Here is a 12,437-nt window from a genome sequence, read left to right on the forward strand (position 1 = left end):
CCTCTGCCAAGGAAACTGCAATGTCGGTGGGCCAAATTCTGGAATGCCGCTGTTCGCCATCCGCATCGGCCTCCGCCCGCGACGGTCACGGCGACACGGCCGCCTGCTGCCGCGACGAAGGCAATTGCCCAGGCAACAGCCTGACGCGCTGGCCGGGATGCAGGGCTTGAGCGCCAGCCGATACGATGATTTCGCCGGGCGCCAGCCCCTGGGAGAGGATGATCGTGCCGGCATCGAACCGCAACACATCGATATCGCGCAGGGAAACGGTCGATTTGGCGGGGTCGACGACCCATACGGCGGGCGAACGGCCTTGCTGGGTCAGTGCGCTCGCCGGAATGGAAACGATCGCCGCGGTGGTGAGTTCGATCGTGCCGACGACCGTCGAGCCGAGGCGCATCGCCTCCGGCGGGTCTTGCAGCCCGACCCGAACGGCAAAGGTGCGCGTCACCGGATCGGCCTGCGGCGCGACTTCGCGCACCGAGCCATATGCCGTCACAGCAGGAGCATCAGCCAGCGCGACACGGATTCGGGCATCGCTGAGATGGGTGTCGAGCACCGCTGCCGGCACGTTGAACACCGCGTCGCGGCTGTCGTCGCGGGCAATTTGGACGACGACCTGACCCGGCTGGATCACCTCGCCGGGCTCGATCCGGCGCGCGGTCACGACGCCCGCAACATCTGTGCGCAACGCAGTGAACCCAAGGCGATCTTGCGCCAATTCGACCTGCGCCTCGGCATTTTCGAGCGTGGCCTGCGCCGTTTCCTGCGCCCGCCGGGCTTGATCGTAGCGCGGCCGGGTCGTGAAGCCTTGCGCCATCAGGCGTTCCTGGCGCTCGAAGGTGCTGCGCGCCGTGCTGACCTCGCCGCGCGCGGCTTCCAGTGCCGCCTTGGCAGCCGCCAGCGCATTCTGTTCGAGAGCGGGGTCAAGTCGGGCGATGACCTGCCCCGCCTTCACCTGGTCGCCGACATTGACCGGGCGTTCAAGGACACGCCCGCCGATGCGGAAGGCGAGCGAAACGTCCTTCTTGGCCTGAATCTCGCCACTGAGCTGGACGTCGTCGGAGAACTGCCCCGCCTCCACCGTGACGACGCCGACCGGCCGCCCCTCCGCCTGCGGTGCCTTCTCATCGCCGCAGGAGACGAGGACCGCCCCCAGCAACGTGACGGCGGCAATGCGTCCGATACCTCTCGCAAGCATCCGCCTCGTGATGATCGCGCTCATGATCGGGAGGCTCCCGCACTGGCCATCCGCTTCGTCTTGCCGTTGCGTGCGGTCGCGGCGCCGAAAACGGTGACGTAAAGGACGGGGAGGAGGACGAGGGTCAGCACCGTCGCGACCAGCAGGCCGCCCATGATCGCGAAGGCCATCGGCCCCCAGAACACGGTCGGCGCGATCGGGATCATGCCGAGCACCGTCGAGATCGCGGTCAGCACGATCGGCCGGAAGCGCGTGCCGGCGGCGTCGACCGCGGCCTCGACCACGCCCTTGCCGGCCGCACGCTCATCCTCGATCTGCCCGACCAGGATCACCGCGTTCTTGGTGATGATGCCGATCAAGGCGAGGATGCCAAGCAGCGCGACGAAGCCCAGCGGTTTGCCGGAGAGCAGCAGCGCGGCGACGACGCCGATCAGGCCGAGCGGCGCGATGCTCAGCACAATCGCGAAGAGCCGGAAGCTCCTGAGCTGCGCCATCAGCACCGTGAACATGATCAGCAGCATCACCGGGATCACCGCGATGACCGAGGCTTGCGACTTGGCGCTTTCCTCGACCGTGCCGCCGACGGCAATGTCGTACCCTGCGGGCAGTGTTTTCCTGAGCCCGTCCACCGAGGATTGCAGCGCGCCGACCACCGCGTCCGGCAATATCCCGGGCGGCACATCGGCCGAGACCGTCAGGTTGGGCACGCGATCACGGCGCCAGATCAACGGCGTGTCGAGGCCGTAGCTGAAGCTCACGAACTGCGAGACCGGCACCGAACGGCCGCTCGGCAGCGCGACCTGCATGCTCCGCAACGTGTCGAGCGAGGCCCGCTCCGCATCCTGCGCCCGCACGACGACATCGACGAGATAGATGGAATCCCGCACCTGCGTCACAACCGTCCCCGAGACCACCGTGTTGACGATGGCGGCGACAGCCGCGGAGCTGAGGCCAAGCCGGCGCGCCTCGTCCTGGTCGACGCGCAGGCGCAGTTCGCGGGCGGGCTCGATCCAGTCGAAATTGATCTGCTGCGCCTTGGGATTTGCCGCGACCACCTGTGCCAACTTCATCGCGATGGTGCGGACCTCGGCGATATCGGGGCCGCTGACGCGGTACTGCACCGGCCAGCCGACCGGGGGGCCGAGTTCGAGCGGCGAGACACGCCCGACTACATTGGGGAAGTCCTTGGCGAGAAGGGCCTCGAGCTTCTTCTGCAGCCGCTCGCGCGCCGCCACATCCTTGGCGACGATCACGGCCTGGCTGAAGAAGTCGTTCGGCAATTGCGCATTCAGCGGCAGGTAGAAGCGGATAGCGCCGCGGCCGACATAGGTGCTCCAGCGCTCGACATCGGGATCGCCCTTCAACGAAGCCTCGAAGCGGTTGACCATGTCCTCGCTCGCATAGATCGAGGCGTTCTGCGGCAACGTGAGATCGACGAGCAGCTCCGGCCGGTCCGACGCCGGGAAGAACTGCCGCGGCACCAGCGGCAGCGCCAGGAGCGAGGCGGCGAACAGACCGAGCGTGACCGCGATCGTGACCCAGCGCAGCTTGATCGCGCTTGAGAGAAAGCTTCGGAAGCCGCGCTCGACACGCCCCGGCTCCTTTTGCTGCGCGGAGGCGTCTGGCGCTTTCAGCATGGCGACGCCGAGCACAGGTGCGAACAGCACGGCCACGAACCAGGAGACGACCAGCGCGATCGTCACCACCGCGAAGAGCGAGAAGGTGTATTCGCCGGCCGAGCTTGCGGCGAAGCCGATCGGCACGAAGCCGGCGATCGTCACCAGCGTGCCGGCCAGCATCGCGGTGGCGTACTTCTCGAAGGCAAAGGTCGCCGCCTTCATCTTCGCCTCGCCGGCGGCGAGTCGCGTGACCATGGCGTCTGTCGTGGTCATCGCATCGTCGACGAGCAGCGCGAGCGCGATGATCAGCGCACCGAGCGAGATGCGCTGCATGTCGATGCCGGCGACCAGCATGCAAGCGAAGACGATGGCGAGCGTCAGCGGTATCGCGAGAGCCACGACGAGGCCCGGCCGCACGCCGAGGCTGATGAAGCTGACGACCAGGATGATGCCGACGGCCTGCCAGAGCGACATCATGAAATCGTCGATCGCGTGCGAGACCGTCACCGCCTGGTCGGCGACGAGATAGGGCTCGATGCCGAGAGGCAGGCCGGCGGTGACCTCGGCCATCGCCTTCTTGATGTTGTTGCCGAGCGCCAGGATGTCGCCGCCGTCGCGCATGGCGATGCCCAGCCCGATTGCGTCACGCCCGTTCACCCGGAACATCGGCGTCGGCGGATCGGCATGGCCGCGCCTGATAGTCGCGATGTCGGCCAGCCGCACCATACGGTCGCCCACCGGGAAATTGATGCCGAGCAGATCCGCCTCCGATTGGAAGGCGCCGGAGACGCGCACCGAGAACTTCTCGTCCTGCGTCTGCACCTCACCGGCCGGTCGCACGACATTTTGGGCCTGCAGAGCCCCGAGCAGCGCCGAGCGATCGAGGCCGAGATTGGCCAGTTCCCTGACCGAGAACTCGATGAAGATGCGCTCGTCCTGCGCGCCGACGATCTCGATCTTCGAGACGTCTGGCACGAGCAGCAGCCGCGAACGGATGGCCTCGACATGGTCGCGCAGGTCGCGGCTGGTGAAGCCGTCCGAGGTGAAGCCGTAAATGATGCCGAAAGTGTCGCCGAAGCGGTCGTTGAAGAACGGCCCGAGCGTGCCAGCCGGCAACGTGTGCCGCATGTCGGCAATCAGGTTGCGCACCCGGTACCAGGTGTCCTGGACCTGGCGGCCGGGAACGTCGCCCTTGAGGTTGACGAAGATCGTCGTCACGCCCGGCCTGGTGAAGCTGCGCACGCTGTCGAGCCCGGGGGTTTCCTCGAGCTGCCGTTCGAGGCGTTCGGTCACCTGGCTCAGCGTGTCTTCCATCGTGGCGCCGGGCCAGATCGCGGAGACCACCATTGTCTTGATGACGAAGGCCGGATCCTCGTTGCGGCCGAGCTTGATGAAGGCGAAGACCCCGGCAGCGACCGCGATGATCATGAGGTAGATCACGACCGAGCGGCTCTTCAGCGCCCATTCCGAGAGGTTGAAGCTCATCGCGGCTCCGCTCCGATCAGGCGTACGCGCTGGCCTTCACGTAGAAGCCCGGCACCAGCGGTGACGACGATGTCGCCTATGTCCAATCCCTTAGAGATCTTGGCGGCCGCCGGATCCGCGCTCGCGACCTCGAGCTTGCGCAGCGAAACGGTCAGGTTCTTAGGGTCGACCACCCATACGCCGGTGGCCTGGTCGCGCCGCGCCAGCGCCGTCGCGGGGATGGTGATGGCCCCGCCTTCGGCGCCACGGATCGAGCCCGAGACGGCTGCGCCGAGACGGAAGGCCGGGGACGGGTCGGTCAGGCCGACCCTGATCCGGAAGGTCCGAGTCACGGGATCGGCCTGCGGCGCAATCTCGCGCACCCGGCCGGTGGCCTCCGCACCGGCCTCCCCGGCCAGGGCGACGCGCACTTGCATATCGGGCGTGAGCTGTCGCACCAGATCGGCGGGAATCTCGAAGACGGCGTCGCGGCCCTCCCGTCTTGCGAGCTGGACGATCATGCGGCCGGCTGAAACGACTTCCGAAGGTTCCGCACCGACCCGCGTGACGACGCCCGGCGCATCGGCCTTCAGCGTTGTGAAGCCGACGACGTCCTCCGCAGACCGGACCCGTGCCTGGGCCGCGTCGACTTGGGCGCGCGCGGCGGTGAGTGCCTGTTGCGCGCTCTCGAAATCCGCCTGCGTCGTGATGTGGCGTTCGAGCAGATGGCTCTGCCGCTGGAACTGGTTTTCCGCCTTGCGCAGATTGCCCTGCGCCGCAGTCAACGCGGCCTGAACGGAGCGGAGATCGTTAAGCTCGTTCTCGGGGTCGAGTCGCGCGACGGTCTCCCCCTCGCGGACGGTCGCGCCAAGACCGACCAGGCGTTCCGCCAGGCGACCGCCGATGCGGAAGGCCAGCGACGCCTGGTCCTGCGCCTCGATATGGCCGGTGAAGGCGAGATCGGGCGCCTGGCGTGGCGGCTCGACGGTCACGGTCCGAACGAAGCGAACCGGCGCCGGAGCCTCCTTCTCCTCACGGTTGCAGGAGGCGACGGCGAGCGCGATGGCGGTCACGACCGCAAGACGGCCCAGCCGCGATGAAGCCTCGCTGTGCCTCATGCCCGCTCCCTCGCAGCCTCCTGCCGCTGCAGCGGCGCACCCTGGCATCCCAAGCCTTGCCTCTGCATCGAACCCTTCCCCTGACGGCCGCGCCCCCGCATGCCAACGGGCGCGTTTACGGCCCGCAAAGCCCTTTCAGGACGACACAGAGAGGCTAGCAACCCCGAAGAAAAGGCGGATCAGCTCAGAATCCCAACTCTGGGCTGGTCATCCCATTGTTGGAAAAGGCCGAGTTCCTTGGGGTCAGGGCAGGCGGTTCTCGAGCCGCGGTGCGCGCAGGGCGAAAGCGACAGGCAGCAGCAGCAGTAATCCAACGGCAGCAACCGCGGCCATCACCAGGTAGATCTGCTCCCCCCAGCTTTCGTAGAGCCGGCCGGACAGCGTCGTCAGAACGGCCATCACGCCGGCCCACCCGCCGGCGAGCCAGGCCTGGGCGCGCGCCTGCATGCTGCCCGGAGCCAGTCTCGTCAGCAGGAAGATGCTGGCAAGATGAGTGGCCCCGAACGTCAGGCCCTGCGTCACCTGAAGGCACATCAGGGTGGAGAGGTCGGGATCCCGCGACATCGCTCCCCAGCGCAGGATCGCCGTCGCGGCCGACGCCACCAACAGGCCGGCTGCGCTCGCGGCTCCGTTCATGCGGTAGCCCAGGCATGAAAACACGACGACCTCGGACAGGACGCCGAGAGCCCAGAGCCCGCCCATCGCGGCGCCGGAAGTCCCGATCGCCTGCCAGTGCAGCGTGCCGAAACCGTAGAACGCCGCGTGGCTCGCCTGCACGAACGCGGCACCGGCAATCGTGCAGACGAGAAGCAGCGGATGCGCCGGCCATGCGGCGCTTTGCGCATCGTCTCGCGGGCGGTTCACGGTACCCGTTATGCAACGGGCGGCGGCAACGGCGGTGAGAATCGCCGAGACCAGCAACAGCACAACGATCGCGTCGGTCGAGAACCATTCGAGCGACCAGCCGGCCGCGAGATTGGCGGCGGCGAAGCCGAGCGATCCCCACAAACGGATACGGCCATAGGCGAGTTCCGACCGCGGCCCCCCGGCGAGGCGGCCGAGAGTCATGACATCGGCCAGCGCGATCAACGGTCCCTGCGCCAGGGCGATGGCGATGACGACGAGGAGGATCGGCCAGAAGCCGCGCGCGACGGTCAGGAGGCCAGTGCCAGCCGCAACCAGCATGGCGCACAGCGTGAGCGCCACCGCAATGCGCCCGCTGCGGTCGGCGAGCGCTCCGACCACGGGATTGGCCACGACCCGGACCAGCAACGGGGTCGCCAGGATGATGCCGATCGCGTCACTCTCGAGCGACTGCGCCTGGAGCCAGAGCGGGAAGAACGGAAGATTGACCCCGAGCTCGAAGAACAGAATTGCGTAAAGAAGCGAAAGCCGCCCGGTGGGCACGCCTGTCATCAGGCCCACTCCCCGAGCGGCGGGTTTGGGCTCGGCCGGTCAGATGGCCGCGTTTTCGGGCGTGATGGAAGCCGCACCGGTCAACCCTGGCCCAGCCCTTCCCGTTCATCGGCGAAGGAGCGGACGATCCCGCGCTCGCGCGCCTCGGTCGGGCTGTAGCCGAACTCCCGCCGGAAGGCCCGGCTAAAGGTCGAGTGATCGACGAATCCAACCTCGTTTCCGATGGCGTGGATGGAGAGCATTTCACGCTGGGAACTCAGGCGGAGATGCGCCTCGCGCAGGCGCTCTCTATTGATGAAATGAGCCACTCCGCCGCTGTTCTCGAAAAGCCGATACAGTTTCGAGCGGGACATCGCCAGCAGGCGGACCAGCCGCTCGGGACCGAAATCCGGGGCGGCCATGTTCTGGCGCACGACGGCGCGCGCCCTGTCGATGAGAGCCGCCCCCAAGGCGGAGCGCGCAGGCTCCTGATAGGTCGATAGGGGCGTGATGCAGGCCGCGATGAGGGCCCTTGTCGGCATCTCCAGGTTTGCGGCGTGCTCCGGGGTGACGTGAGGCAGATGCCGGACAAGGCCGTCCATGTAGTCGCTGAGCAGCGGTGCGAAATCCGGGCTCACCTCGACACCGTGGGCTCCATCGAGGCGCTGCTCATCGACCGGGCGCTGATCACGCGGCAGATACAGGGTGATGACCTCGCTGTCCTGCGCCTGGCCCTCATAGGGCAGCGCCAGCGAACGAAAGCTCAGCTCTCCCCGCGCCGAGCCGTCGGCTGCCACCGCCCGCGCCAGCACCACACACCAATGGTCCAGATAGGATTTGGGGTGGTGCCGCCATTGCCGGCCCGGCGCGCCCGAATAGACAACACGTGTCAGAACAAGCTCCCCCAGGGTCCAGGACGAGAATGCAGCGGCAAATCCCGCCGACCGCTCCCCTGTCGGAAAAAGCTCGATCGTGTCCTTGTGCAAGGAACGCCAGGCGTCGAACTGGTCCTTAGCCTGAAGCTCCATGGTGCAAAACTGCGCCACAGAAAACATGCTGACGTCCTTCCTCACCCCACCATGAGAGAAAGCCGGCATCAGATACTCCAATTACTCTGCGGCTTTGCGCAGGCCACAGAAGCAGGATCTGATCCTAACACTGGTCGCATTTGGACGAAATTGATCTAAATCAACAGGGCAATCCGGAAGTAGAGTTATCTAACAACAGTCTAAAATTCGAATTACCGCCGAATATCCGTCAATATTGGCTTTCGCCGCCCGACCCGTCAACCCTATGGCGTCGTTGCTGCATCGAAGACTCGGATTGGCGCGGTGACCAGAAGAGTCGCGGCCGAGCTGATCGCCCCCGCCGCCGCCAGGGGCGCCGGGACGTCGAAATCGGTGATCACCTGTCCCTGCAGCAGCCGGTCGCCGATGAGGCGCACTGCATCCGGGCTCGCCGCGAACAGGTCGTGGTTGAGGCGGTCGCCCGCATTGATCGCGGAGAGGTCGATCACGGTGATCCCGGAGAATCCGGCGAACTGGTTGCGGTATTCCTCCTGCGTCGGGTCGATGCCGCCGAGCCGCGTCGCACCGCGCGCGATGAAGCGGGAGACCTGCAGTGCCCGGTCGTGCTGGGCCGTGAACAGCGTGATCTGCGGTCGCTTCGGCCCCATATCCTCGATCTGGCGGCGGAAGACGCCGACATCGAGATCCGGCGACGCCAGGATGAGATTGGTGATCTTGCGCGGGACGCCGCCGCTTTTGAGCGCGATCTGCCGGACCGCCTCGACGGCGGGCCAGCTTCCCATCGAATGGGCCAGGATCACGATCTCGCGGACAGAGGGGGCGGCGGCCGCGACGCCCAGCAGGTCCGCGAGGTCGGAGCGCGAATAGGACGCATTGTCGAAGTCGCGGCTGTAGTCGAGCAGGTAGCCGCGCGAGGGCCAGGAGAAGAGAACCGGCGAGGCATCGGCGTCGGCATCATGCGCCAGTTGCGCGAAGCGGAAGACGGCTCGGTCGAACGGCGTATTGAAGCCGTGCACGAACACGAAGACGCGCTTCGAGCGTCCGCTCGTCGACCTGAACCAGTCGGCGAGCTTGGCTTTCGGCAGCGCCGTGGAGGCGGTGACGGTGAAATCCGTGGCGGGATTCCCGGGAACCGATCGTGGGAGCTGGATGCTGCCGACCTCACGGTTGCGCGGGATCGAGACGACGATATTCCGGAACGAGACGCCCTCGCCCCGCTCGCCGCTGAACAGGACGCCGGCATCGGCGGAGGGCGCGCGCGTCGTCGCCGCCAGCATGTTGACGCTGTCGGTGCCGGGGACGGGCGCCACCGGCTCCAGGAGCCCGCGCGGCGTCGATGCGCAAGCCGCCAGACCGGCGGCGAGCGCGACGAGCAGGAGCCAGGACAAACGCGCGCGAGCGGAGCGCTGGCACCGCTCCAGCCATGTCACGCCGTTCATCTCGACGCCTCGAACATCCCTTCCCCCGCATCCTGGCCCTGGTCCGGCATCGTTCCGCCCCGGTCGATCATCGGCCGACAAAGGCCCTCACCGCGACGGACCGTAGAAAGCCCCCCCGCCGGCGGCAAGCCCACACCCCGCCTACGGGCGCGAGGAAGGAGACTTTGGGACAGAAGGCCCAAAGTTTGGGATTCTCTGCCGATGCTCTCCCGGCTCCCGGACTTAAGGTTCCCCCATCACGCTCGGAGCTTTGCGGGTGCCGGAGTCTTCGGCACATCGGCCGCGGGTTCGCTGCTGAAAGCCTGGGCTCAAGGGGGGAATGCGATGACCACTGCCACCGTCGCGCCGAAAACGACCATGCAGAGGTTTCTCGACACCGTCGAGAAGGTGGGAAACATGGTTCCCCACCCCGTTGTCATCTTCCTGATCCTGATCGGCATCGTCATTGCCCTCTCGGCTGTGCTGGGGCTGTTCGGCACCGCCGTCACCTACGAGCGGATCAACCCCGACACCCATAAAATCGAGGCGGCGAGCACGGCGATCCGGAGCCTGCTGACCATCGACGGCATCCGCTTCATGTATTCGTCGCTGATCCCGAATTTCATGAGCTTCACGGCCGTCGGGCTGATGATCGTCGCGATGATCGGCGCCGGCGTCGCCGAGGAATCAGGGCTCGTCACCGCGCTGATCCGCAAGCTTGTGATCGTCTCGCCGCACTGGGCGCTGACCTATATCCTCGCCTTCGTCGGCATCATCGCCAGCATCGCGGCCGATGCCGGCTATCTCGTCCTGATCCCGCTTGCCGGCATTGCCTATCTCGCTGTCGGCCGCCATCCGGTCGCGGGCCTGGCGCTCGGCTTCGCAGCGGTCGCCGGTGCCTTCACCGTCAACATGCTGATCAAGCCGCTCGATGCGGTTCTGGTCGAGTTCACCAACGACGCCGCCCGCCTTGTCGACCCCAATCGCACGATCGGCCTCGCATCCAATCTCTGGTTCTCGATCGCCTCGGTGCTGTTTCTGACCGTCATCATCGCGTTCATCACCGACAAGATGATTTCGCCGCGCCTGGGCAGCTACGATCCGAAGTTGGCGGCCGAGGGAACAGTCACCGAGCAAGGCGCCGTGCTGTCCGAAGCGGAGTCGCGCGGTCTTCGCTTCGCCGGTCTCGGCCTCCTCGGACTGATCGCGGTGTTCTGCCTCCTCACGCTCCCCGCGGGCGCGCCCCTGCGCAATCCGACCACCGGAGAGTTGATCGGCAACTCGCCCTTCATGAACGGCCTGATCGCGCTCATCATGCTGATGTTCCTGGTCACCGGTTGGGCCTATGGCATCGGCGCCGGCACGCTGAAGACCCTGGCGGAGGTCATCGCCGCGATCGAGAAATCGATCAAAAGCATGGGCGGCACGATCTTCCTGTTCTTCGTGCTCAGCCAGTTCGTCGCCTACTTCACCTACACCAATATCGGCACGGTCATGGCGCTGAGCCTTTCGGGCGTGCTCCAGGCCGCCAATATCGGCGCCCTGCCGCTGCTGCTCGGTTTCATCGTGGTGGTCGCGATCATCGACCTGCTTCTCACTGGCGCGATCGCGAAATGGGCGATCTTCGCCCCCGTCTTCGTGCCCCTGCTGATGAAGCTCGGCGTCGAGCCGGAAGCCGTGCTCGCGGCCTATCGCATCGGCGATTCGCCGATGAACGCGATTACCCCGCTCAACGCCTATTTCGCCCTCGTGGTCGGCTTCATCCAAAGATACGACAGGAATGCCGGCGTCGGCACCGTGGTCTCGCTGATGCTGCCCTATGTCGTGTGGATGTTCGTGCTTTGGACGGCTCTGTTCGCCGTCTGGAAGATGCTCGGCCTGCCTTGGGGGCTCTGAGCCCCATCGCAGCCCTCCCCGTCGCCAATCCAACCCGTTCGGATGCAGATCATGACGACACCCGCCATTCCCCTCGACGTCGAAGCCGCCATCGCGCATCTCATGCGCTTCCTCTCGGTCGAGGGCGTGACCGGCAAGGAAGCCAATATCGGCGCTGCCGTCAGCGAGGCGCTGAAGGCCGTCGGCGTGCCGGCCTCGGCCATCCGCTTCGACGATGCCAACAAGCGCATCCCGCTGCCGACCGAAACCGGCAACCTCATCGTCGACCTGCCCGGCACCAAGGCCGGGCCGCGCCTGCTGTTCTCGACCCATCTCGACACCGTGCCGCTCTGCGCCGGGGCCAAGCCGAAGCGCGAGGGTGACCGCATCGTCTCCGAGGGCACCACCGCGCTCGGCGGCGATGCCCGCACCGGCGTGGCGCTGCTCGTCGTGCTGGCCGAGACGCTGATCAAGAACAAATTGCCCCACCCGCCGATCACGCTGCTGTTCACGGTGCGCGAGGAAAGCGGGCTGCACGGCGCGCGCGAGCTGAACCCGAAGGATCTCGGCGGTGCCGTCATGTGCATCAATGTCGACGGCCAGCTCGCCTCCGAATTGCTGATCGGCGCGGTCGGCCAGGAGAACTGGGAAGTCGAGATCACCGGCAAGGCCTCCCATGCCGGCGTCGCGCCCGAAAAGGGCATCTCGGCGACGCTCGTCGGCGCGATCGCACTTGCGGAAGCTCGCCGCGAGGGCTGGTTCGGCAAGATCGTGAAGTCCGATGGCCGCGGCACCAGCAATGTCGGCATCTTCGGCGGCAAGGGCGGCACGGTCGCCGCCGGCGACGCGACCAATGTCGTCACCGACTATGCTTACATCCGCGGCGAGGCGCGCAGCCCCGAGGCCGCTTTCGCCACCAAGATCGCCGAGGCCTTCAAGACCGCCTTCGCCAAGGCTCAAGGCGAGGTGAAGGACGATGGCGGCGAGACGGCGAAGGTGACGTTCACCCACAAGCCGGCCTATCCACCCTTCGAGCTCGCCAAGGATTCAGCTGTGGTCAAGCGCGCTGCCAAGGCGCTCGGCATCCTGGGTATCGAACCGAACTACCTGTTCTCCAATGGCGGCCTCGATGCCAACTGGCTCGACAAGCACGGCGTCCCGACCATCACGATCGGCGCCGGCCAGGCCGAGATCCACACGATCAAGGAATATGTGAATCTCACCGAGTACGAAAAGGGCTGCCGTCTCGGCATCCTGATGGCGACGCTCGAAGACTGAGACCCTTCAAACGGGTCTGCGGCCGAGAACACCCCCAAGGA

General features: G+C 66.4%; 8 protein-coding genes. 2 read left to right on the top strand and 6 right to left on the bottom strand.

The window, feature by feature from the left end; all coding sequences use genetic code 11:
- Positions 1 to 85: 85 nt before the first annotated feature.
- The 6 genes from ASE61_RS00510 to ASE61_RS00535 form a co-directional block, all read right to left on the bottom strand.
- Positions 86 to 1,225, bottom strand: a complete 1,140-nt coding sequence (locus tag ASE61_RS00510) for an efflux RND transporter periplasmic adaptor subunit (protein ID WP_244492680.1) — start codon at positions 1,223 to 1,225, stop codon at positions 86 to 88.
- Positions 1,222 to 4,305, bottom strand: a complete 3,084-nt coding sequence (locus tag ASE61_RS00515; protein ID WP_061963621.1) for an efflux RND transporter permease subunit — start codon at positions 4,303 to 4,305, stop codon at positions 1,222 to 1,224. The genes ASE61_RS00510 and ASE61_RS00515 overlap by 4 nt, the downstream gene beginning before the upstream one ends.
- The gene (locus ASE61_RS00520) at positions 4,302 to 5,276 is read right to left on the bottom strand and encodes an efflux RND transporter periplasmic adaptor subunit (RefSeq protein WP_244492681.1); all 975 of its coding nucleotides are present in this window, start codon (positions 5,274 to 5,276) and stop codon (positions 4,302 to 4,304) included. Before ASE61_RS00520 ends, ASE61_RS00515 begins: the two co-directional genes overlap by 4 nt.
- A 369-nt stretch (positions 5,277 to 5,645) precedes the next feature.
- Positions 5,646 to 6,818 (bottom strand): MFS transporter, encoded by a 1,173-nt coding sequence (locus tag ASE61_RS00525; RefSeq protein WP_061963625.1) that lies wholly within the window; start codon positions 6,816 to 6,818, stop codon positions 5,646 to 5,648.
- Between the two features lie 80 nt (positions 6,819 to 6,898).
- Entirely contained in the window at positions 6,899 to 7,852 is a 954-nt protein-coding gene (locus ASE61_RS00530; protein WP_156406938.1) for a helix-turn-helix transcriptional regulator, read from the bottom strand.
- A 236-nt stretch (positions 7,853 to 8,088) separates the two neighbouring features.
- A complete protein-coding gene (locus ASE61_RS00535; RefSeq protein WP_082616992.1) occupies positions 8,089 to 9,264 on the bottom strand; it encodes an alpha/beta hydrolase in 1,176 nt (391 codons plus the stop codon).
- Positions 9,265 to 9,588: 324 nt separating this feature from the next.
- On the opposite strand from ASE61_RS00535, the gene ASE61_RS00540 reads away from it, so the two are divergent.
- Positions 9,589 to 11,139, top strand: coding sequence for an AbgT family transporter (locus ASE61_RS00540; RefSeq protein WP_061963629.1), 1,551 nt, complete (start codon positions 9,589 to 9,591; stop codon positions 11,137 to 11,139).
- A 51-nt stretch (positions 11,140 to 11,190) separates the two neighbouring features.
- A complete protein-coding gene (locus ASE61_RS00545; RefSeq protein ID WP_413813514.1) occupies positions 11,191 to 12,396 on the top strand; it encodes a M20/M25/M40 family metallo-hydrolase in 1,206 nt (401 codons plus the stop codon).
- Positions 12,397 to 12,437 lie beyond the last annotated feature (41 nt).

Source organism: Allobosea sp. Root670 (assembly GCF_001429415.1).
GTDB classification, from domain to species: domain Bacteria; phylum Pseudomonadota; class Alphaproteobacteria; order Rhizobiales; family Beijerinckiaceae; genus Allobosea; species Allobosea robiniae.